Genomic DNA, 22,104 nt, shown 5'->3' on the forward strand with positions numbered 1-22,104 from the left:
GCATGATTCAAGGCTTAAATCATATATGTATATCTGTTTCCGATTTGGAGGAGTCGATTTCATTTTATGAGAACATTTTAGGAGCTAAATTACTTGTAAAGGGCAGAACGCTTGCGTATTTTGAGTTATGCGGTATATGGATTGCTTTAAATGTGGAAGAGCATATTCCGAGAAACGAAATTCACCAATCATATACGCACATTGCGTTTACAATTAACAATGAAGACTTGCATACTCTAGAGAAAAAGCTGAAGCAGCATGATGTATATATTTTAAAGGGCAGAGAGCGTGACGAAAGAGACTTGGAGTCCCTTTATTTCACCGATCCTGACGGCCATAAATTCGAGTTTCATACAGGCAATTTGAAAGATCGTATCCGATATTATAAAAGCACGAAGCCTCATATGGAGTTTTTTGAATAGGAGAAGAAGCCATGAACATTCGAAATGTACAAGAAGAAGATTATATTCCGATTATAACGGTTTTAAACGATTGGTGGGGCGGCCGCAATATGGCGGATATGCTGCCGAAGCTGTTTTTTCAGCATTTCCAGAATACGAGTTTTATGTGTGAAAAGGATGGTAACATAGCGGGATTCGTAATCGGCTTTGTATCGCAGACGAGAAAAGCCGAAGCATACATCCATTTTGTCGGCGTTCATCCGGATTACCGTTCAAAGGGCATAGCGAAAGCACTCTATGAAACTTTTTTTGAAGCCGTTCAAAATATAGGATGTCAAACGGTTGGATGCGTGACTTCCCCAGTTAATAAAGGCTCGATCGCTTATCATACGAAAATGGGATTTGAAATTCGGACAGGAACAAAAGCTATTAACGGCATATCAGTACACGAAAATTACGATGGACGCGGGCAAGACCGTGTTTTATTTTTCAAGAAACTGTTATGAAAGAATCTTTCCATTGCCATATTGGCGTGTACGGCATTTGTACGAAAGAAAACAGCTTGCTTGTAATTGCAAAAGGAAAAGGACCTTATGCAAACCGGTACAACTTGCCGGGAGGGAGCGAGCACAGTTTCCCTTTTGTTCTACGTGGCAAACGATAGATATGGATATGTCGGAATAACAAAGTGGACTTATATAGGCATACGGTTGCATATACATTGTTAGAAAGCAAAAGGAGTGGAACGCAATTCATTTTCTTCCCTTTTCATCGTTTTCGTGGCGATGGTATTTTCATATGATGTTTGCAGCGTTTTTATTTGTGTATACAGGCTGGTTCAGCGTTTGGGGAAGCTCGTTTTTCGTAAAAGACGGGAAGCAAACGAAAGCATCGTCTATTCTTGTCCGTATGGGACTTGTAAGCTGGCTGGGAGCGGGCTTGGTCATGCTGTACTTTTTGAGCGCCGTATGCATGATTTTTTTAGAATGGATGATAAAATGAAAAGCTGTCGAGTGACAGCTTTTTTCTTACCAAGGGAAACGGAAAGGGCTGTGAGAATGTTTTGGTTCACTGCGTTTCGTTTTATCGGATTGAACATGCTCTTCGGCTTTGCATTTTGTGTGTTTCGGTTCATTAGGAAATACGTTGATGAAGTGCACGCGGTTATTTTTTTTCGGATAAGAGCGTTTAGAGAAGTGAGAACGCTTAGAGAAGCAAGAGCACTTAGAGAAGTGAGAACGTTTAGAGAAGCAAGAGCACTTAGAGAAGTGAGAACGTTTAGAGAAGCAAGAGCACTTAGAGAAGTGAGAACGTTTGGAGAAGCAAGAGCACTTAGAGAAGTGAGAACGTTTGGAGAAGCAAGAGCGTTTAGAGAAGTGAGAACGGTGAGAACGATGAGAACGGCGAGAGCGATGAGAACGATCAGAACGGTGAGAGCGGCGAGAACGGCGAGAACGGCGAGAACGGCGAGAACGATCAGAACGGTGAGAGCGGCGAGAACGGCGAGAACGGCGAGAACGGCGAGAACGGCGAGAACGATCAGAACGGTGAGAGCGGTGAGAGCGGCGAGAACGATCAGAACGGTGAGAGCGGCGAGAGCGGCGAGAGCGGCGAGAACGATCAGAACGGCGAGAACGGTGAGAACGACCGCTGTAAGAATATGGTTCCTGTCTCATAAATTCACCCATGCCGGCTTCTTGCACATCATTTGCAGCCTGACGGATACGGTTTTGGTCATAGTTCTTCATGAAAAAACCTCCATAAAATAATTAATTATAAAACTTGCCTTAGCAAGTACACTTTCTCTATAAAATATGTAAAGCGGAGATAGGTTGTTTGCATTTTATATAAAAATAGTTGTTTACCTACTAAAATAGACCGCCAACAGGCGGTCTATTTTACTACCAAGAGCGCTTAGAACGTTTAGAGCGTTTAGACTGCTTAGAGCGTTTAGACTGCTTAGAGCGTTTAGACTGCTTAGAGCGTTTAGACTGCTTAGAGCGTTTAGACTGCTTAGAGCGTTTAGACTGCTTAGAACGTTTAGACTGCTTAGAACGTTTAGACTGCTTAGAGCGTTTAGACTGCTTAGAGCGTTTGGAGAAACAAGAACGCTTAGAGAAGTGAGAGCGCTTAGAACACTTAGAGTGCTTGGAGAAACAAGAACGCTTAGAGAAGTGAGAGCGCTTAGAACACTTAGAGCGCTTGGAGAAACAAGAGCGCTTTGGAAAGAAAGTGCGTTCTGTGCAGACAGATTTCTTTGTCCAGACGTGTTTCGTTGTAAAGCGCTTGCATTTTTTCACGCAAGTGCATTTTTTCACACAAGTGCATTTTGTTTTAGGACATTTTTTAGAAGATTTGTCTTTATGATAGTAGTATGCACTAGGTTCTTGATACATGAAATGCTCCATGCCTGCCGCTTTCACTTCTTCCACAGCTTTGCGAATATTGCGGTTCATATCATATTCCCTCCTTAAACGATACGTAAAAGAGAGCTTGTCTTCTCTTTTCTCTATTAGAATATGATTGTTTATATATTCAGGTATAGGACAAGTGTTGGTTTCTAAAAAAATGCGCAATTACCTAAAGTGTCAAGAACAGAGGGAAAGGCATACATTAAGTATAGATGCTATGAAGAAGGGAAGAGGGAAAATGCTGCCTTCTTATGATCTATTTATCCACCCTATGTATCTAGTTGAAATGCGCAAGGATGTATGGAGTGACGATCCTGTTCCTGCCAAACTTACGTATCAAAAGAGGAAATATGATATCGATGTCGTGTACCGCGGATCGCATATTCGTAAATTCGAAAAAAAATCGTATCACGTCATGTTTTATAAGCCAAAGCTGTTTCAAGGCGTACATGAGATTCATTTGAATTCCGAATTCAAAGACCCGTCTCTTATACGCAATAAGCTGTCTCTTGATTTTTTTCACGATCTCGGCACGCTTTCTCCAAAGTCTCAGCACGTTCTGGTCACGATCAACGGAAGATTTCAAGGCGTATATTTGCAGCTCGAATCTGTGGACGAACGGTTTTTGCATAATCGAAATCTGCCTCAAGGCTCCATCTGTTATGCGGTGGATGACGATGCGAACTTTTCGCTTATGAGCGAATTGGATGAGGATGTCAAAACGACGCTGTCCGCCGGTTATGAGCTGAAGTACGGAGACGAGGAAAGTGAAGAACACTTAAGCGAATTTGTGTACCAAGTTAATACAATCTCACGAGCGGATTTTGAAAAGAAAATCGTGAAATACGTGGATGTGGAAAAATATTTGCGCTGGCTTGCCGGTATCGTCTGTACGTCTAACTTTGACGGATTCGTTCATAACTACGCGCTCTATCGGAATGGGGAAACGGGACTGTTTGAAATCATTCCATGGGATTATGACGCGACATGGGGACGAGATGTGCAGGGGCGGTTACTAGAGCATGACTATATCCGCATTCAAGGCTATAACACATTGAGTGCAAGATTGCTCGATGTAGCTTCTTTTCGAAGAAGATATTCAGAGATTATCCGGAAGGTGCTGGATGAACAATTTACAATAGCGTATATGAAGCCGAGAGTAGAGGATTTGCATAGTCTGCTCAGACCCTATATTCTGAAGGATCCCCATGTTAAGGACCATATAGAGAAATTTGATGGAGAGCCGGAGATTATTTTCCAATATATTAAAAAGCGCAATCGATTCTTGCGGAATCATTTGGATGAGTTAAGATAAACGCAGCAAAAAGCTGCGTTTATTATTTGGATTTTTAAAATTTTTTATAATTTTCCACTTCTCTAACTATAATTTCCCTCTATATTACGTACTTCATAATCTTATTCCCTTTTAGTCAAAATAGAAAACTACATTCTAAATGTATATCGTATACTATTGTCATGTGAAATCCAAGACTTGGCAAGTCCATCATTTCATGGAATAATGATATAGGTTGAAAAGAATGAAAGATTGAGGGGAAGTATATGATTTCTAACATCATTAATCAATTGCTGGAAATTTTTATGAGCTTAGGCTACTTTGGAATTGCGCTTGGGCTTATGATTGAAGTCATTCCAAGTGAAATTGTCCTTTCATATGCGGGCTATCTTGTGGCGAAGGGACAAATCAATTTCGTAGAAGCTGTCATAGCCGGTACAATTGGCGGAACGTTAGCGCAAATCTTTTTATATTGGCTCGGCTATTACGGCGGACGTCCGATTGTAGAGAAATACGGCAAGTATTTATTAATTAAGAAGCATCATTTAGATGTAGCAGAAAGCTGGTTCAATAAGTACGGTGTCGGAGTGATTTTTTCGGCACGCTTCATTCCTGTTGTAAGACATGCTATTTCTATACCGGCTGGTCTTGCTAAAATGCCTTTGTTGAAATTTACAGTATATACAGTTCTTGCGATTGTTCCGTGGTCTATCTTTTTCATTTATTTAGGTGAGAAGCTAGGGGCAAACTGGCGGCATATTAAAGAATATGCGGCTCCTTATACGCCATACTTTATTGGAGGCGCCCTGCTATTTATTGCTATTTATACTGTATATATGATGAAGAAAAAAAGGGCGGTTCGTTAAAGCTGTTGGGTTTCCAACAGCTTTTTTTGTTCTAAAGAAGAGCGGTTGTCCATATTGTGTAGTAAAAAAGACAAGCGGAGGAGCACATGAAAGGATCACCGTTTATAAGGGGTACTTTATTTTTGACCATGTCTACCATGATTTCCAAAATGCTTGGATTCGTGTACGTTATTCCGTTCACTGCGATGGTGGGAACGAGCGGATACGTCTTATATACATATGCTTACCGGCCATACACCATCATGCTGAGCATTGCCACCATGGGGTTGCCGCTGGCCGTTTCCAAAATGGTATCAAAATACAATCAGCTGGGTGATTATCATACAGTTAAAAGAGTGTTAAGAAGCGGTGTTGTATTCATGATTTGCATGGGAATTCTGTCCTTCCTGCTGCTTTATATGCTGGCGCCGATGCTCGCGGCATTGGTTATTGATAATGGAGATGGAACAGGAAACAGCGTACAAGCTGTTACATACAATATTCAGATTGTGAGCTTTGCCTTGCTGCTAGTGCCGGTTATGAGCCTGCTGCGCGGGTTTTTTCAAGGGTTCCAGTCCATGGGGCCTTCTGCAGCAAGCGTTGTTGTAGAGCAGCTCTTTCGTGTATTGACGATTCTTATTGGTACGCTCGCCGTGATTCGTATTTACAAGGAAACGACCAGCATGGCAGTAGGTGTCGCTACATTCGGAGCCTTTATCGGAGCGGGTGCGGGAATTGGTGTCCTGCTTTTCTTTTATATGAAACGGCGCCCGTATTTAAAGATGAAAGAAAAAACGAGCATTCCAGCTGCAAATGTATCATTTTTTAAGCTGTATAAAGAGCTGTTCACATATTCAATCCCTTTTGTTATTGTTGGTTTGTCGATTCCAATGTATCAAACGGCGGATACCTTTACGATCAACCAATTGCTTATGAATATCGGCTATCAGCAAGCGGAGGCCGAGAAAGTAAATGCAATTATCGGTCTTGTGCAAATGATCGTGCTCATACCTGTTTCACTTGCAACTGCGTTCAGCATGTCCCTTGTGCCGGAAATGACAAAGGCATTTACGGCAGGAAACTATGAATTATTATACAAACACTTTACACGCACCAATCTTTTTGTTGTGATGGTAACTTTGCCGGCTGCTCTTGGAATGATGCTATTGGCAGAGCCGGTATATACTCTTTTATTTGGAGTGAAAAATGACCCTCTTCTTGGAGGAGAAGTGCTTCGATATTATGCGTCTTCCTGCATTTTATTTTCGTTGTTTTCCGTAACGGCTGCGATGCTGCAAGGCATTAACCAGCAGCGTAAAACAGTGATTGGCTTGCTCATCGGTTTGACATTAAAAGTGATATTGAATGGGCTTCTTATTCCACATTTCGATTATGTCGGTTCTATCATCGCCACGTACTGCGGCTACACATTTTCTGTACTCTTTAATCTATGGTTATTATATCGTCACATAGGAAAATATATGGAAAATGGGAAGGGATAAAAACAGGGCAAAATGCTCTGTTTTTTCTTTTTGAAATGTAAAAAACCGAAAAAATATATTTTGATTTAAGTTTCAAAAGCATTTTTCTATTGAAATTTTGGGAGTTGTTGCATATGCTTGAAAGGGTCTTATATTAAAGAAAGGTTGCGTGCTGTATGTAAAAGAATCGGGGTGAAAATGATGTTAAACATTTATTTAACAGATGAAAACGGCAAAGTGCAGGAGATTGAAGAAATTCAAAAGGGATGCTGGATTAATGCTCTGCATCCGACAGAAGAAGAGATTCAATTTCTAATTGAATCATTGAATCTGGAACTGGACTTCATTAAAGACCCACTGGATGATGAGGAGCGCTCTCGTATTGAGAAGGAAGATAACAATACGCTGATTATCGTCGATATTCCCACTGTCCGTCATGATGAAGAGGGCAATTCGATTTATGATACAATTCCAATCGGTATGATCGTTATGCCGGACTGCTTTGTTACAATTTGCTTGGAAGAAAATCCTGTTTTTGAACGATTTATTAATCAGAAAATTAAAGGGTTTTATACATTTAAGAAAACACGTTTTGTGCTGCAGCTCTTATATATAATTTCTACTTATTATTTGCGTTATCTGAAGCAAATTAACCGCAAGACGGATGATTTGGAGCATGTGCTTAATAAATCGATGAAAAACAAAGAGATTTTCACATTGCTTGCGCTTGAAAAAAGCTTAGTTTACTTTACCACCTCTCTGAAAGCGAACAAGATCGTTATCCAGAAACTTATGCGAAACGAATATTTGCGTATGTATGAGGATGATCAGGATTTGCTTGAAGATGTGTTAATTGAAAATAAACAGGCCATCGAGATGGCGGAAATATACAGTGTCATTTTGAACGGCATGATGAATACGTTTGGTTCTGTAATCAGCAATAACCTAAACAGCGTGATGAAGTTTCTTACGTCCATTACGATCGTTCTATCGCTGCCTACGATGGTAGCGAGCTTTTTTGGAATGAACGTGCCTATTCCGTTTCAAGGGTATAAGCATGCATTTGGCATCATTATGGTCATCGCAGCCGCGTTATCTTGCACGACAGCGTTCATTTTTTGGAAGAAACGTTACTTTTAGTATGGGAAATCCGCTGAACTACAGCGGATTTTTTTTTATATTTTTCTTGTTCCTTTTGCATGAAAGGGATACAATAACATACTGCAAGGAGGATTTATTATGGACATATTTCATTTACCAAAATCGCTGCTGCAAATGAATACGATTTTCATCTCTATTTTGATTGAAGCACTGCCTTTCGTCTTGATCGGCGTATTCATTTCCGGTATTATTCAAATGTTTGTAACAGAAAGTATAATCGCAAGGATCATGCCGAAAAATCGGTTTCTTGCGGTCTTGCTGGCAGTATTCTTAGGTATGATGTTTCCGGGCTGCGAATGCGGGATTGTACCGATTGTGCGCCGCCTCATTGGAAAAGGCGTGCCACCTTATGCAGGTATTGCGTTTATGCTGACAGGACCTATTATTAACCCTGTTGTCTTATTCGCTACATATGTTGCATTTGGAAGCAGCATTAGAATGGTTATTTTTCGTTCGGTTACAGCGATTGTAGTTGCACTTATTGTAGGAATCGTATTATCGTTTATGTCTGAAGATCGTCCGTTAAAGGATGATCATTTTCCGCCGGTCAAGCACATGCATTCCATTAAAACGAAGCTGTGGGACGTATGTACGCATGCGGTAGAAGAATTTTTCTCAATGGGGAAATACTTAGTTATCGGTTCACTTATTGCAGCAAGTGTGCAAACATATGTGAAAACATCCACACTGCTATCAATTGGACAAGGTCCGTTTTCGTCCTCAGCAGTCATGATGGGCTTGGCATTTATATTGTCTCTTTGTTCGGAAGCTGATGCATTTATCGCTTCTTCGTTCCAAAGCACATTTTCAACAGCTTCACTTGTTGCTTTTCTCGTGTTTGGACCGATGGTAGACATTAAAAATACACTGATGATGTTCGGTACTTTTAAAACGCGTTTTGTTGTCATTGTGATTGCATTAGTTACAGTAACGGTTTACGTGAGTTCATTAGTGCTTTATTTTGTGAGGTGATTGTATGTTTCGTGCTTATATTTTACTCGGATTTACATTTTTGATTGCACAGCTCCATATTTCAGGAAATATCACAAAATACATTAACATGAAATACGCGTATTTATCGAAAAGCGCGGCTGTCATTATGGCATTTTTGACTGTTGTACAAGTTATTATGGCTTTTAAAAAGGACAATCATCACGATCATGGATGCAGCCACCTGGATTGCGGATGCGGACACCATCCTCATGAGCAAGACCGATGGTGGAAGCGTGCAGGTGTGTATAGTCTTTTTCTTTTTCCGATTATATCTGGATTGTTCTTTCCGATTGCTACGCTCGATTCCAATATCGTAAAAGCGAAAGGATTCCATTTTCCGGTTTCAGACCCGGGAAACACTGATCCATTCATACAGCGTCAATTTTTAAAGCCGGATTTGAGCATTTACTACGGTGCTGAAGGATATCGAAGCTTAATGGAAAAGGAAAAGAAAAGTTATGTTAAACAGGATTCGATTGTACTTAACGACGTGAACTTCTTACAAGGCATGGAAGTTATTTATAACTATCCTGGAGAGTTTATCGGGAAAGAGTTGTCCTTCCAAGGTTTTGTGTTTCATGATAAAGGGGGACAAAGAAATGAGTATTTCTTGTTCCGTTTCGGTATTATCCACTGTATTGCGGATTCCGGTGTATATGGGATGATGATACAAAAGCCTGCGGACGCAAACTGGAAGGATGATGACTGGATTAGAGTGCAAGGAACGATTGGAACGACCTATTATCAGCCATTCCACGCTACGATTCCTGTTTTAAAGATAACCAAATGGGTGAAGGTAGAGGCGCCTAAGGATCAGTATGTGTACCGGGGAGCTTAATTGAGCCGTTTCCGCTTTTCTTTATGTTCAGCTCCACCGGCTAGGTGCTGCCACCAGAGAACCTCCGCCGACGTATTGGCAAAAAGCGCCTTTAAGGGCGGAGAACCTCTGGTTCTGCACCTGAACGAGCCGTTTCCGCTTTTCTTTATGTCCAGCTCCACCGGCTAGGTGCTGGACATGCCCCAAAATTATAATTTCTTTAAAGTGACAAGAACATGCTTCTTGTCTTTTTTTGTGTTATTGGAATTGTCTGGAAATAGGTATGGGCTGTGTATAAAATAAAAGTACGCATTTTTATACAGGGAAAGTCGAAAAAAACGGTTTTTTTATTCACTTATATATTGTTACTGTAGTGGCGGGAATGTTGGCTGTTACGGTACATATTCTAAAAGTGCAGAGCTGTATGCTCTGCACTTTTAAATTTCTATGAGGATTTCACCGTTGTGCAGCACGAGCACATCGCCGTCCTGCGATACTTTTATAGCAATGCCGAAGCGGGAACCCGCATACGCAGCAGCTGTGCGTGCTCCGAGTGCCTCTGTGCGAATGCCGGAAATATCAAGCAGCTCACCGAATGAAAGGAAATTGAAGGATGAGTCGAGAATCACGGCGCCATCGATGGAAGCGAGAAGTTCTAAAAACAGAAAATCGCCATCCAGCACGTTCAAAGCATAATCGTGCCGTTTGATAATATGAACGAATTTGTTCAAGGAGGTATCTCCTTTTAAAAGCATTTGAACGGGGATTTGCTGTATGGCTTTTTCATGGCGTATAGGCTCTTTTTGCGGCCGGGTCGTGTCGCATAGATTGGCATCAAGCAGAATGACGAACAAAGAGCCTTTTTCCGTTTGAGAAAGTCTTTTTATTAAGCCGACAAGCCGGTCAATTCGTTTGATTGTAATGTCTACTACATTCGTTTTTAAAGTAGAGTAATTTCTTACCAAGTATGAAAGTGTCTGATCGCAGTCATAAGGGAGCAGCTTTTCAAGTAAAATCGCTTTTAACGCTAAATAGTGCTTTATTTTCCAATTGCCGTTTGCCAGCCGCAGCGTGAAGTTGTGATTTGTGTACCAGTTCAGCTCCCGATTATAAATATCGATAAATTGAAAGGGCGGTATTTTTTGTTCCTTTTGGGCGCTGATGGCTTTCAACGTATCCAAATTGGCAAAAATATAGCTGGAAAATTTATCATATGTATCGCGGGAAAGTGTAATTGTGTTTTCAGCAAGCTGATCATTTAGGTAGTCGTATAAACTCGAGTAATACATATATTGCAGTTTCAGTTCATCAACCTCGTTATACATCGCCATAATAGCCGTGCGAATCAGCTCGCAATCTGATTGCTTTCTTACAAAGCCGGTTACAAGAAATTCATGATTGACAACAAGTGATAAATGCTTATTGTCAATTAAGCGGAGCGAACGCTTATCCTCAATAAAAGCGCTGGCATCAATTGGATATGAAGCTGGTAAATATTCAAGACCGATTTTATGCAGTTCTTGTTCAATATTGAGATAAGGACGCTGGAAATAAAAAAAACCAAGTGATGTATGAGCGGATTCGTATGTTTTTGTGCTGGCTTCTTTCAGCAGTTTGATAAAGGAATACGCTTTTAAGTCATAGCAGCTTACTGAGAGAGAATCAGAATGAAAGATAATTAATAAAGCAATTTCCTCAACTGCAGAAATGAACTGTCGAAGTTCAAATCCGTTTGTGTGATTGTAATAATAGCTTAAAACCGCAAATATTTTACACGTCAGTTCATCCAGAAGCATCCGGGCCGTTTTCTGAGAAATACCTGTTGTTTTTAAATGAAAGGTTATGTCTTTTTCCTGATCAGAGTCGGAAAACTCTAAATCCAATCCGATAAAATGCTTTAACTGCTCGCGGAAATGATTAAAAAACATGAGCTTCTCGCTTTTTGTCATAGTACACCTCGCCTGTTGATAATAGTTTAGTGTAACTCAAATGAAAAAAGTGTATGTACAAAAGAAAAAGGCACTGTAACAGTGCCTTTCTCAATAGTGTTTCAGTTCCCGCATTAGCAGAAGCAAGCAGCTCCAACGATAATCAAAAGGATAAAGAGAACAACAATTAACGCAAAGGCGTTGCCGTGTCCGAAGCTCATGTTTTTTCCCCCTTTATTACTTTTACATTATACAATATGTCAGAATGGAGATTTTGACTGGATAGCAGGAGTAGGCGAGTGCGGATTTTCATTAAACAGCTTGTCTTTTATCGTTTGAATTCGTAAATGCGAGCTTCGTGCGGCCGAAAGCGGTATGTGTAAGTTTCTCATCGGCAGCTTCATAATTTGCAAGCAGGAAAAAGAAGTAATGATGAATGTATTGGGACTAGTTATTGTTAGCCGTTTTATTGCATAGAATAGAATGGACGAGGAGGTTTGCGCATGCAATATTTAGCAAAACTTATGGAATATCAATTCAGCCTGATACAGGAGATGGGGATACTCATGCAGCATGTTCACGATGAGAAACTCAAAGTTTTGGCAGAAAGACATGCGCAGCATATGTTAGAAACTTATAATACGATGGTTGAGTTTCAAGAGGGCTCAGTGCAGCGTGTAATCTGCAATGAGCCGTTTGTTGAGTTCGCGTCTCTTTCATTATCTAAGAAAGAGGACGAGGCAGATTTAGTGCTTCGCTACGGGGCGAATATAAAGAAATTGGCGCTCGCATATGCGCAGGCTGCTGTTGAAGCTGCAAATCCGGAATTGCGAATGTTCATGGAAGAGCATTTTGTGAAGATTAACCGTCATGCTTATGAAGTATGGCAACACATCGTCAAACAAAATACCATAATTTCTGAAGAAATATGGAAAGAAGCAAAGTAAAATCCCTGAATGAATCGGGGATTTTTTTAGTTATGAAAGTATAACTTTTTTAGTTCTGCACCTCGAAGGTTTCGTTTTTTGGGATGTCTAGCTCCACCGGCTAGGCGCTGCCGTCCAAGAACCTCAGCCGCAAAAAAGCAAAAAGCGCTTTTTAGGGCTGAGAACCTTGGTCTCTGCGCCTGAACGAGCCGGTTCCGCTTTTCTTGTTATAAGCTTTTTACCATGCCGCCGTCGACTAAGAACGAGTTGCCTGTCATATATGTATTTGCCGCCATTTTCTTTCATGTATGGAAGCGTTTGACGAATCATGCGGATGTAGCTCAGTAAATTCAATTCAATTCAAACGCGCTGTACCAATCTTCATCTCTACTATGTATTGACTTTTTCAGTATAACGCAAACGAAAGAACAGAAGGAGAATGATGCTTTTACGAAAATGCGAATTGTATTTTTCTTAAAAATTCCTGCTTGCCTGTTTCAAATTGCGCATGCCGATGTCCGTTTGCTCCTGATGGATGGGGGAAGCCGAGCAGACAGCGTTCTTCATCAATACGATATTCATCAGCAAGCACTTTTAATGTATCAGACACCGCTTTGCCGAGCGGGATAATGAGCAACGGATGAACAGAGTGCAATTCCGGCACAAAAACGCTTCTGATCCATTCCATCAAAAAAGGGGATTTTGCCATCTGCGGTGTATGCCCCGTATAGTTTTGAGCGCGTAAAAAGACAGGATAACGCAGCATAGAACAAGGGTGGAGCAGATGACGATGTTCAGCGAATAAAGATGCACTATCGGATATGCCGAGATAGTGCGGAAGCTGCAACTCGTTGAGCATAGATGTTAAATTGCTGCGCATAGAGCCGGCAAAGCTGGCCTGCTGCTTTACTCGCTTTACGCCTGTCTCTAACGATTCGCCTTGTTTTAAGGCTTTCAGTACTGTCGTAAAAGCAAGCTGCATCTGTGTCCAGCCCGGCGTAATACCAATAATCATGATCTTAGCTTTCGTGTTGATATAATCAAAAGGTGCATAATACATCTCTAAGGCATGATGTGTATCGAGTAAAAATCTAGGATGAAGCAAGTCGTTTTTCGTTAAGGCCTCCTGATATTGCAGTTCTTTTAGTTCAGACATAAATTCATGAGCTTGATAGATTTTAATCATAATAATTCCTCTTTATTTAATTTTTAGAAATTTACGATAATTTACCTACCTTTTACCTCTTCCTAATATTTTCTTTATATGAGTCAAGTACTATGAGGATGTACATATTTTATCCAAAGGAGAGGGTAAGGATGAATAAGTTAACGAAATCTTTGACGGCAATTGCATTAATGAGCTCTTTATTAGTAGTAGGCTGCAGCAATGATTCACAAAAGAAGGATGACACAAAGCAACAGCAGGACAAAGAAACTAGCACAGATTCTAATTCTAAAGACAGCACAAAAAAGCAGTAATATATTGATTAGCGAGCTCTCTCACCCTGTAGTGAGAGAGCTTTTTTGTTGCATTTTTTCTTTTGCATGACAAAATAGAACTAGCACGCGATAAAGGAGATAAAACTATGCATATTTGTTTATTTGGCGCAACCGGGAGAGTCGGGACAGAAGTGTTGCGCCGGGCGCTGCAGGACGGTCATGCAGTAACGGCCTTAGTAAGAAATCCGAACTTGCTTCAAATTTCTCATCCCAATCTCCATGTAATAGAAGGAAATGTGCTGAGGGAACACGATGTCCAAACAGCGATGCTTCAATGTGAAGCTGTTATCAGTGCTCTCGGAACAGACGAAGCGAGTACATTGTCGGACAGTATGCCGCTGCTGCTGCGTGCAATGAGAAATGAGAATGTCACGCGCATCATTACTGTCGGCACTGCCGGCATTTTACAGGCTCGCTCCAATCCAAGCGTATACCGCTTTCAGTCGGCAGAATCGCGCCGCAAGTCAACGAAAGCAGCAGAGGATCACCTAAAAGCGTATGAGTTGCTTAAGCAATCACATACAGATTGGACAGTTGTATGTCCCACGCATTTAGTGAACGGAGACGCAACAGGCGAGTACCGGACGGAAAAGAATATGCTGCCTGTTGACGGTATAAAAATTACCGTTGGTGACACTGCTCTTTTTACATACGAGCAATTGTTTTCTCTTCGACATAATCAAGACCGGGTGGGGATTGCGTATTAAAAGCCTTGAAGAAGCTTCTTCAAGGCTTTTACAATGTTATGTACAGTATAAATACGATAATCATAAGCACCTGTATAATCGCTTTGGCAATAGAGCTGCTGAGGAAGCTGATGACTGTAGCGAGAGCGACCAAAAAAGCATCTTTTGTTCCTTTTTTATGAAGAAGTTCTGTTGCAAATACAGATAGAAATGGAACGATCAACAAACCGAACGGCGGAAAAAAGAACGATCCGATGATGATCGAAACCATACCAACACGTTCTCCCCATTTTGTGCTGCCGTACTTTTTTAAAAAATAGCTGTTTGCAATAAAATCAGCGATAAATAAAAAGACAGTAAACAGCACCTGCAAAATCCAAAATAACAGCGTAAGCTCTTCCTTGTTTATGCCAAACTGATAAATCAGAAATCCTGCCCATAATACAAGAACCCCTGGAATGACCGGGTAAATGAGTCCGACGAACGCCAAAATAAAGCAGGCGATAATCAGAATCCATAATAAAACCGTCAATGCAACCCCTCACTTTACACAAAATAGTTTGTTAATTATATCTATCTTAAAGGGATTTACATAGGTAGTCAAAAACGGTCCTATTGCTCAGCTCCAGGCTGTAACGGTTGCCTCACATGGTACAAGAAAGGTGTCCGGCGATTCCATAAAACAGCTTGAGCTGCGGTGAAGAAAAAATAGGGAATATAAAGCATTGTAATGCCGATTACTGTCACTGCGGGCGAAGTCAGATAATAGCGCAGCAGAAAGTTTACGAGACCGTCTGCATGAAGAAGAAATTCAAAAAAAGAAATCGTAATAAGCGTAGAGAATAGAATGGATTTGCGCGCCGACAGAAAAAAAAGAAGCAAGGATTTGCCGGCTGGAACAGCTTTAGACACAGCGATGTATGATGGAAGCCAGCCTTTTGCAGCTTCTACCGCAAATACGAACGAGGCGCATACAATAATAACAATCGTTGAAATATAGGGCAGTGACAGAACTGCCTGTACTTTGCAAAATAAAAAGATAGTTCCAAACTGTAAAAGAACTGTCAAGATGGACGAAGGCAGCCATTTAATCGCATAGAAAATGCGTTTTGTCCAAGAGGGGGCACGATGAATTTGTTTGCCAAGCCAGAGGATTGACAGAAATCCGAGACAAAGAGAGAAAAGAAAATTAACTAATGTAATGGAGTAGGGTCCTAGAATGTATGGAAATAACGGAAATAGCGTTTCATGCTCACTTGGCTGAGACCATTGCAACGGGGGAAGCAAAAATGGTTCTCGCGTCCAAGCAGAAGCAGGAAATGTAAGAGAAGCAGGGTGCAAGATGTCTCTAAAAACAAACTGCACTTGTTTTAGAAACGAGATATCATCAGAAAGAAAAAATGCGGGCAAGCAACTGAACATAACGATAATTGCTAAAAATAAAAAACTGTCCAATAAGAGAGAAAAGAGAGAAGAGCGCAATAGCTTCACCTCGTTTTTGTCTGAAAATTCTTAATGTTATTGTACTTGCTTTACGTCATACAAACAACGAGAGAAACAGTCGTATTTTGTTGAATGATGTAAGATAGTTTCGGTTGTGTTTTCGCTTCTTGCGTAATAAAGATACGATAAGGAAGGGAGCGAGCATGATGTGTATATGGGAGATGGATATAGAGAAGGAGTGGACATTGCGTCACTGTCAGGAGCTTGTGAAAAGGCTGAGCGCATTTGAGTCTGATGCTTTATTGAAGGCGGCAGAGAAGACTATCAATATGAAGAGCTTGCTTGGTTTATGCAGCCTTATATTACAGCTGGGCGATTCAGTAACGATTTGTACGTTCGGGTACGACGAGGAAGAAACGTTGGAAGCATTAAAAAGTATATTGCGTTCGTAACATACATGACAAAATATCGAAATTTTTGAATGAAAGATTAACTCGGTGCATCAGGCCGTTACAAAATCATCACGGTTTCGTAACTTTGCCGTTTCGCCAAAAAAACTATGCTATGCTGAAGGCACAGAAAGACGAGATCCAAAAGGAGAGTGGTGAATATGTTAGAAGCATTTATGGCAAAGTTCGGAAAAGGTGCAGCGGAATTAGAAATCGCTCTTCCAAAATCTACTTATCATATCGGAGAAACGGTTGAAGGAGAAGTGTTGATTCGTGGAGGAAAGGTAAGACAAGAAATTGAAAAAGTAGAAGTTCATTTTGTAAAAGGCCAAAATGAATTAGGGATAGAAAGAAGCCATACACTGGGAACAATTACAGTTAGCCAATCATTTTCGATTGAACCGAAAGAAGAAAAGACAATGTCGTTCCAACTGCGTATCCCGACGGAAACCGAGCTGCCTAATACGAATACTGCCTATTACATCACAAGCAAGCTTCATATAGACGGAGCCTTTAATGATTATGACAAAGAATATATTCATGTAAAAAAGAATAACTGTAAGAATCTCATTTAAAAGTCACCCCCTCAAAATAGGATATCGAGAGACAGATTGCTCACTATTCTCTGCATATCGGGCAAATCCTGTATATGGGCAAACAAATAAGGAATACAGATTGGGAATGTCTGAGCATACCGAGAGGGCAAGCGGAGAATTATTTACGGAAAGTGCGTTCCCACTTCAAGTAGGAAATAAGACGATACAGGGCGGGAAGCAAAAGCAAGAGGCCTAAAAGCCGTGTTCCGCCTGTATCTGTAAAAAGGAAGGTGAGTGCGGCAAGAAAGGTGAAAACAGTAAAGATGTTACTTAAAAGCGTGTTAAGAGGAATGAGGTTTGTAAACGGGAAACGAGCATACTGCAATTCTTCTTCATAGCATGTTTCGTGATAGAAAAAAATACGAAAATAGAAAAATACAGTGATTAAATCTTGCGGTCTTTTAATAGTTTTAGCGCATTTCTGGCAGCGAATTTTTTTCATGGTATCACCTCTTTATGCTGCTTTTACTATATAGTAAGAAAACACATGCAAATGTGTGTGGACAAGGGGATAAAAAATAATTTACAGAAGAAGAGTTTATAGAAGCGCACCGGAAACGAGAGAGAAGAAGCATACCATACGCCCTTTTAGTTACACATAGCACATAGAAATGTCGAATTTATAATTCACTTATATAGGTGCAACAAATAAGAAATTTCATCAAAATTCACCTCACTCTCAATATCGCCAAGCTTTTTCAGGTCTATTTGCTAGGGCTTGTACATATATTGCTAGAGAAAGGGTGATGAGATGAGCCGGAGCTATTTTTATGTAAAAAAAGTAAATTTATCAAAGGTCGTTGCGCTTATACTCGTCGGCATTTTATCGGCCTTTTTATTTGCGGGAGTTATGGTAACGTCTTTAAAACAAACAAAATCCGTCTACTTGCACGAATGGCTGAGCGAGCTTTCGATGAATGGATATATGTATGCGTTTGGAACAGAAAATCATTATTTCACTCAAGAATATCGAAATTTAAATAAAGAGTTCTCGCTGTCCTCGCTTTTTCTTTCCACCGCAACAAACATTCGCTTTAATGATGTAAGAAGCTTAATAGGAACGGAATTGCCGGGGTTCACAAAATATGATACAGAGATTTTAATTGCAGGAGAAGGCACGAACTACTCGAACTTGCCGATTGAATCGAGTGTGCCGCTTGAGGAGCTGTTAAAGGAACGAAAAGGAGAAGGAACAGCACCGCCGAAAACAGATGCGCCAAAGCAGCAAAATCCTCCCGCGCACTCAACAGGGGATAAAAAGGTCGTATTCATTTATCATACGCATAGCTGGGAATCGTATTTGCCGATGCTGAATATGGCAAATAATCCTGATGAGAATAAAGCGACGAGTTCTGTTTCCAACATATCTGTTTTTGGAGAGCGTTTAAAAGAGCAGTTGGAAAACTACGGAATAGGTTCTACGAACGATAAAACAGATATCGGTAAGCTGTTGATATCAAAAGGCTTGAATTCAGACAGTTCCTATAAGGTGTCGCGCCAAGTTGTGCAGCAAGCGATGGCAGGGAATCAAGGGCTGCAGTACTTTTTTGATTTGCATCGCGACAGCGCCCGTAAACCTGTGACTACGAAAGAAATTAACGGTAAAGCTTACGCCAAACTGTACTTTATCATCGGAGCCGGAAACAAAAACTATGAAAAGAACGAAAAGCTGGCAACGGCTCTTCATGAAATGATTGATAAAAAATATCCCGGCGTGAGCCGCGGTGTTGGCCGAAAAGATTTCAGAACAGGCAACGGCATATACAATCAAGATTTATCGGGGCAAGCCATATTAATAGAAGTAGGCGGTGTAGACAATACAGTTGAAGAATTAAATCGAACTATTGATATTTTGGCAGAGGCGTTCAGTGAATATTATTGGCAGGCAGAAAAAGTAAATGGATAACGAAAACGTGGACGCAATGTTCACGTTTTTGTTGTAGAGAGGATGAGAGATTTGTATTTTCGCAAAAACACAGAGTTGCAAAAGCGGTTGAATATAGCCATGATCCAGCAATGGATATCTCAATTTACTGTGTCTTTTCAGGTTCAAAGCTTTCGGGCTGCTTCCCATGGACAAGAAAATATCGTGCTGATGTTAACAGATGCGCACCAGAGCATGTATGTGCTAAAGCTGTATTCCATAGCACGCAGTCATTTTACCGCCTCGTATATTGAGAGAATCATGGAAAGAGAAACTGCCTTTGTCATGTTTTTAAGAGAGAAGGGAGTCCCGGTTCCGGCATTGTACCAAACAAAAGATGGAGGCTTTTTTATAAAAGAGATACAAAACGAGCATTTTCTGTTCGTGACTCTTAGTGAATATATAAAAGGAAAGGCGCTTTTCTACACTTTGCCGCATATGCAAGCTATGGCTGCGTTACAAGCGAAGATGCACAAGGCAGCTGTGAGTTTTGCTGCAGAAAATTTTTATAAAGAACCGGATGATCAGTACTCCATGCTGGCCTATCGGATGAAGCAGCGCAAACCGATTACGGCTAAGAAATTTCCGAATGCTCTGTATAGTCAGCTTGAATATGTATATAGAGAAGTTCAGCCGGAGCTGTCTTCTTTTTATAAAAAGCACGAAAAGTTCCTCATTCATTGTGATGTAAAATTCGACAATGTACTGATGAACGGAACGCGTATAGGAGCGCTGCTGGATTTTGGCGATGTCCGCTATTCAGTCATGCATGAGGACTTGGGTGCATCTATCTTTTACATGTGTGACTATTTTCATAATCGAAAGCTCGAATTTGGGAGGTTTTTGTCTGTTTATCTTCGCTCTTATGAAAAGGAATCTGGGAGGCGTCTATCGAATTTAGATAAAACTATCATTTTGTATTATGCAGCGGATCGCTTTTTAATATGGAATTTATTTTATTTGGCAGAGGATCAGCATAATGAAAAAGAGATTATGTATCAAGAGAAAATGGCCAAAAAACATATGCGTCTTATAGAAAAATTGTTTATGTTTTTTGGAAAAGAGCTGTATTGGCAAGGGTGAGGGGAAATTCCGAAATTAAGAAGGTGCATGATGATAAAACGAATAGGAAGCGCCGTTATCGGTGCGGTTATCATTGCAGCTGTTTCGTTATTTGTGTTACGAAGCCCGATTTTTTATTTGATACACCCAGGTCAAGAGAGTATGCAGTACATAGGAGAGACTGAATTTCCAAGCTATGCGTCAACAATTGCCAAGAAGGATGGAAGCTTGGTTATTGTAAGCAATCCGGATTCGCTGCTTGTGCTGGTCAACAAAGACAGACGGCTGCCGGATTTTTATACGCCGCCCGATCTTGTAATCCCCAACGTGCGCTTTTCTTATAATGGAGATAAGGAAAAGATGCAGATGAGGAAAGAGGCTGCGAAGGAGTTGGAAAAGCTGTTTCAAGCAGCAGATCGCGAAGGCGTATATTTATTTGCGGTTTCAGCCTTTCGTTCTTATGAACGGCAAAAGGCTTTACATACCATGTATCAAAAACAGGAGGGAGAAGCTGTCACGGCTGTATCGAGTGCAATTCCTGGTACAAGTGAGCATCAAACAGGATTGGCGGTGGATGTGTCAGCGCAATCATCCCGCTTTCAGCTTGAAACTTCATTCGGCAAGACGAAAGAAGGGAAATGGCTGGTGGAGCATGCACATGAATACGGTTTTATCATTCGCTACCCTGAGGATAAAACGGCCGTAACCGGCTATATGTATGAACCGTGGCACATTCGCTATGTCGGCAATCCGCACGCTGATTATTTATTTAAGCGGCGGTTAACGCTAGAAGAAGCAATGCCGAAATAATAAGGGAGAAGGGGGAAAATACGATGAATGAATTGTACAAAAAGAAGGTATATGCCTACGTAACACGGGAAAAAGAAGAGAACATACAGCTCCTTGTCCATACGCATCGCGACGTACCGGAAGCCGGTGTTCAAGTTCCGGGCGGCACTGTAGAAAATGGGGAATCGCTTGAAGAGGCGCTTCTTCGTGAAATATTGGAAGAATCCGGATTAAAGCATATTGCAGTCGAGGATTTAGTAGCAGACGAGCTTATTTATGTGAAAGAAAAGGACGAGTATCAAAAGCGGTACTTCTATCATGTAACATTGACGACAGATGTGAAAGAAGAATGGAGTCATACAATTGCGTGTGCAGGCGAAGATAATGGTCTTGTATTCTGCTACAAGTGGATAGGTATAGAGGAAGGTTTATCATTGGCAGGAAAACAAGGGGCATACGTTCATCATATAGCAGCTGCACATAAAATTTGAGAAAAGGGCGATTTGCTTACAAGCAAGTCGCCTTTTTACAGCTTTAGCTTGTCTGAAATTCGCGAAATATAAGGGATTCGCAAGAAGAATAGTTTACTAGTATAAGAGGTTCCATTATACTTATATAAATGCAACTAAAAAATCGACATAAACTTTTCTTTTAGGGGGAAGAGATCATCCGGCTAAGCGTAGAAGCGGTCAACCCCTTTTCGTGGCCCATGCAGGGAGAGAGAGGGAGCGCGGTTTCCCTTTTGTTCTATGTGGCAAACGATAGATATGTCGGAATCACAAAGTGGACTTATATAGGAAGCAGCTTACATTAAAGAGGAAGAAGAAGCAACTTTTTTTCCTAAAGCTGTATGATCTACATATACATAGGATAAGCACAAATATCTTGAAGGAAGGTGTAGACGTGGCAGGGTGGGTTATTTGGCTGTTATTGGCCGGCGGACTATTTATTGCTGAAATGCTTACGCTCACATTTTACTTGCTCTGGCTTGGGATAGGTGCGATTGTTGGAGCCGGCGTTGCTTTATTTGTACCGAATTTATGGGTGCAGGTTGTCTGTGCTTCCATTGTAAGTTTAATTTTGATTGCTTTTTCAAAGCCGATTGTTCGTAAGCTCCGGATTGGCAAAGGCTATGAAGACGCAGTTGACACCATTGTCGGCAAAACGGGAATCGTTATACAGGACATTACGGAAGAGATGAACGGCATCGTAAAAATCGGCGGCGACGCATGGAGCGCCACTGCATCTGAAGCGATTGCGCAAGGCGAAAAAGTAGTAATTGTAAAACGGCGCAACACCGTTTTAGTCGTAAGGAAGATCAGTTAATGGTTGGAACGGTTTTATCCATTTTAACTGTTGGGTAAACAAAGTATGTTTAAATGTTAATGGTTTATTCAA

Annotated in this window: 28 protein-coding genes and 2 pseudogenes; 22 read left to right on the top strand and 8 right to left on the bottom strand. The window is 40.9% G+C overall.

The window, feature by feature from the left end:
* Positions 1-2: 2 nt before the first annotated feature.
* From fosB to H540_RS34305, 5 genes are all read left to right on the top strand, one after another.
* Positions 3-422, top strand: coding sequence for a metallothiol transferase FosB (gene fosB, locus H540_RS0106900; protein ID WP_028400009.1), 420 nt, complete (start codon positions 3-5; stop codon positions 420-422).
* A gap of 11 nt (positions 423-433) precedes the next feature.
* Complete coding sequence (locus H540_RS0106905; protein ID WP_028400010.1) at positions 434-907, top strand: GNAT family N-acetyltransferase; 474 nt, start codon at positions 434-436, stop codon at positions 905-907.
* Positions 904-1,065, top strand: coding sequence for an NUDIX hydrolase (locus H540_RS33010; RefSeq protein ID WP_155890966.1), 162 nt, complete (start codon positions 904-906; stop codon positions 1,063-1,065). The genes H540_RS0106905 and H540_RS33010 overlap by 4 nt, the downstream gene beginning before the upstream one ends.
* Positions 1,066-1,199: 134 nt before the next feature.
* Positions 1,200-1,403, top strand: a complete 204-nt coding sequence (locus tag H540_RS0106915; RefSeq protein ID WP_028400011.1) for a hypothetical protein — start codon at positions 1,200-1,202, stop codon at positions 1,401-1,403.
* A 56-nt stretch (positions 1,404-1,459) separates the two neighbouring features.
* Positions 1,460-2,170, top strand: coding sequence for a hypothetical protein (locus tag H540_RS34305; protein ID WP_213083526.1), 711 nt, complete (start codon positions 1,460-1,462; stop codon positions 2,168-2,170).
* 132 nt (positions 2,171-2,302) lie between these two features.
* Here the strand turns inward: H540_RS34305 and H540_RS33015 are convergent, their stop codons facing one another.
* Positions 2,303-2,857 carry a CotG/ExsB N-terminal domain-containing protein gene (locus H540_RS33015; RefSeq protein WP_155890967.1) on the bottom strand — a complete coding sequence of 185 codons (555 nt, stop codon included), beginning with the start codon at positions 2,855-2,857 and terminating at the stop codon, positions 2,303-2,305.
* 193 nt (positions 2,858-3,050) lie between these two features.
* On the opposite strand from H540_RS33015, the gene H540_RS0106930 reads away from it, so the two are divergent.
* From H540_RS0106930 to H540_RS0106955, 6 genes are all read left to right on the top strand, one after another.
* Complete coding sequence (locus H540_RS0106930) at positions 3,051-4,127, top strand: CotH kinase family protein (protein ID WP_028400012.1); 1,077 nt, start codon at positions 3,051-3,053, stop codon at positions 4,125-4,127.
* Between the two features lie 245 nt (positions 4,128-4,372).
* Positions 4,373-4,972: an undecaprenyl phosphate transporter UptA gene (uptA, locus tag H540_RS0106935; RefSeq protein ID WP_028400013.1), complete on the top strand. Its 600-nt coding sequence runs from the start codon at positions 4,373-4,375 to the stop codon at positions 4,970-4,972.
* 86 nt (positions 4,973-5,058) lie between these two features.
* The gene (locus H540_RS0106940; protein WP_028400014.1) at positions 5,059-6,453 is read left to right on the top strand and encodes a putative polysaccharide biosynthesis protein; all 1,395 of its coding nucleotides are present in this window, start codon (positions 5,059-5,061) and stop codon (positions 6,451-6,453) included.
* A gap of 180 nt (positions 6,454-6,633) precedes the next feature.
* Entirely contained in the window at positions 6,634-7,572 is a 939-nt protein-coding gene (locus H540_RS0106945) for a magnesium transporter CorA family protein (RefSeq protein WP_028400015.1), read from the top strand.
* Positions 7,573-7,671: 99 nt separating this feature from the next.
* Positions 7,672-8,565 (top strand): permease, encoded by an 894-nt coding sequence (locus tag H540_RS0106950; RefSeq protein WP_028400016.1) that lies wholly within the window; start codon positions 7,672-7,674, stop codon positions 8,563-8,565.
* 4 nt (positions 8,566-8,569) lie between these two features.
* Entirely contained in the window at positions 8,570-9,424 is an 855-nt protein-coding gene (locus tag H540_RS0106955) for a TIGR03943 family putative permease subunit (RefSeq protein WP_028400017.1), read from the top strand.
* A gap of 416 nt (positions 9,425-9,840) precedes the next feature.
* Here H540_RS0106955 and H540_RS0106960 read toward each other — a convergent pair whose 3' ends face one another.
* Positions 9,841-11,352 (bottom strand): hypothetical protein, encoded by a 1,512-nt coding sequence (locus H540_RS0106960; protein WP_028400018.1) that lies wholly within the window; start codon positions 11,350-11,352, stop codon positions 9,841-9,843.
* 113 nt (positions 11,353-11,465) lie between these two features.
* On the bottom strand, positions 11,466-11,552 hold the full coding sequence (locus tag H540_RS31880; RefSeq protein ID WP_081415045.1) for a YjcZ family sporulation protein: 87 nt from the start codon (positions 11,550-11,552) through the stop codon (positions 11,466-11,468).
* 282 nt (positions 11,553-11,834) lie between these two features.
* On the opposite strand from H540_RS31880, the gene H540_RS29125 reads away from it, so the two are divergent.
* Positions 11,835-12,278 carry a spore coat protein gene (locus tag H540_RS29125; protein WP_051317013.1) on the top strand — a complete coding sequence of 148 codons (444 nt, stop codon included), beginning with the start codon at positions 11,835-11,837 and terminating at the stop codon, positions 12,276-12,278.
* Between the two features lie 258 nt (positions 12,279-12,536).
* On the opposite strand, the pseudogene H540_RS34415 reads toward H540_RS29125, so the two are convergent.
* Positions 12,537-12,643 (bottom strand): annotated as a pseudogene (locus H540_RS34415) (SDR family oxidoreductase); the annotation flags it as partial.
* A 62-nt stretch (positions 12,644-12,705) separates the two neighbouring features.
* A complete protein-coding gene (locus H540_RS0106975; RefSeq protein ID WP_028400019.1) occupies positions 12,706-13,443 on the bottom strand; it encodes a uracil-DNA glycosylase family protein in 738 nt (245 codons plus the stop codon).
* A 131-nt stretch (positions 13,444-13,574) separates the two neighbouring features.
* Here H540_RS0106975 and H540_RS34015 point away from each other — a divergent pair, with 131 nt between their 5' ends.
* Positions 13,575-13,736 (top strand): hypothetical protein, encoded by a 162-nt coding sequence (locus tag H540_RS34015; RefSeq protein WP_169729572.1) that lies wholly within the window; start codon positions 13,575-13,577, stop codon positions 13,734-13,736.
* A gap of 107 nt (positions 13,737-13,843) precedes the next feature.
* Positions 13,844-14,464: an NAD(P)-dependent oxidoreductase gene (locus tag H540_RS0106985; RefSeq protein ID WP_028400020.1), complete on the top strand. Its 621-nt coding sequence runs from the start codon at positions 13,844-13,846 to the stop codon at positions 14,462-14,464.
* A gap of 28 nt (positions 14,465-14,492) precedes the next feature.
* Here the strand turns inward: H540_RS0106985 and H540_RS0106990 are convergent, their stop codons facing one another.
* Positions 14,493-14,975, bottom strand: coding sequence for a DUF456 domain-containing protein (locus H540_RS0106990; protein ID WP_028400021.1), 483 nt, complete (start codon positions 14,973-14,975; stop codon positions 14,493-14,495).
* 80 nt (positions 14,976-15,055) lie between these two features.
* Complete coding sequence (locus H540_RS0106995; RefSeq protein WP_028400022.1) at positions 15,056-15,925, bottom strand: hypothetical protein; 870 nt, start codon at positions 15,923-15,925, stop codon at positions 15,056-15,058.
* 164 nt (positions 15,926-16,089) lie between these two features.
* On the opposite strand from H540_RS0106995, the gene H540_RS29130 reads away from it, so the two are divergent.
* From H540_RS29130 to H540_RS31885, 3 genes and pseudogenes are all read left to right on the top strand, one after another.
* Positions 16,090-16,338, top strand: a complete 249-nt coding sequence (locus H540_RS29130; RefSeq protein WP_051317014.1) for an HPr family phosphocarrier protein — start codon at positions 16,090-16,092, stop codon at positions 16,336-16,338.
* 158 nt (positions 16,339-16,496) lie between these two features.
* Positions 16,497-16,910 (top strand): sporulation protein, encoded by a 414-nt coding sequence (locus H540_RS0107005; RefSeq protein WP_028400023.1) that lies wholly within the window; start codon positions 16,497-16,499, stop codon positions 16,908-16,910.
* Between the two features lie 23 nt (positions 16,911-16,933).
* Positions 16,934-17,083 (top strand): annotated as a pseudogene (locus H540_RS31885) (DUF1572 family protein); the annotation flags it as partial.
* Here H540_RS31885 and H540_RS0107010 read toward each other — a convergent pair.
* Positions 17,050-17,373 carry a hypothetical protein gene (locus H540_RS0107010; RefSeq protein ID WP_028400024.1) on the bottom strand — a complete coding sequence of 108 codons (324 nt, stop codon included), beginning with the start codon at positions 17,371-17,373 and terminating at the stop codon, positions 17,050-17,052. The pseudogene H540_RS31885 and the gene H540_RS0107010 sit on opposite strands and share 34 nt — an antisense overlap.
* 309 nt (positions 17,374-17,682) lie before the next feature.
* On the opposite strand from H540_RS0107010, the gene spoIIP reads away from it, so the two are divergent.
* From spoIIP to H540_RS0107035, 5 genes are all read left to right on the top strand, one after another.
* On the top strand, positions 17,683-18,837 hold the full coding sequence (gene spoIIP / locus H540_RS0107015; RefSeq protein WP_028400025.1) for a stage II sporulation protein P: 1,155 nt from the start codon (positions 17,683-17,685) through the stop codon (positions 18,835-18,837).
* Between the two features lie 51 nt (positions 18,838-18,888).
* Entirely contained in the window at positions 18,889-19,938 is a 1,050-nt protein-coding gene (locus H540_RS0107020; RefSeq protein WP_028400026.1) for a phosphotransferase enzyme family protein, read from the top strand.
* Between the two features lie 30 nt (positions 19,939-19,968).
* Positions 19,969-20,727 carry a M15 family metallopeptidase gene (locus H540_RS0107025; RefSeq protein WP_028400027.1) on the top strand — a complete coding sequence of 253 codons (759 nt, stop codon included), beginning with the start codon at positions 19,969-19,971 and terminating at the stop codon, positions 20,725-20,727.
* A gap of 23 nt (positions 20,728-20,750) precedes the next feature.
* Positions 20,751-21,197: an NUDIX hydrolase gene (locus H540_RS0107030; protein ID WP_028400028.1), complete on the top strand. Its 447-nt coding sequence runs from the start codon at positions 20,751-20,753 to the stop codon at positions 21,195-21,197.
* 412 nt (positions 21,198-21,609) lie between these two features.
* Positions 21,610-22,032 (top strand): NfeD family protein, encoded by a 423-nt coding sequence (locus H540_RS0107035; RefSeq protein ID WP_028400029.1) that lies wholly within the window; start codon positions 21,610-21,612, stop codon positions 22,030-22,032.
* Positions 22,033-22,104: the final 72 nt, after the last annotated feature.

The sequence above is a fragment of the Ectobacillus panaciterrae DSM 19096 genome, from assembly GCF_000430785.1.
Lineage (GTDB): Bacteria > Bacillota > Bacilli > Bacillales > Bacillaceae_G > Ectobacillus > Ectobacillus panaciterrae.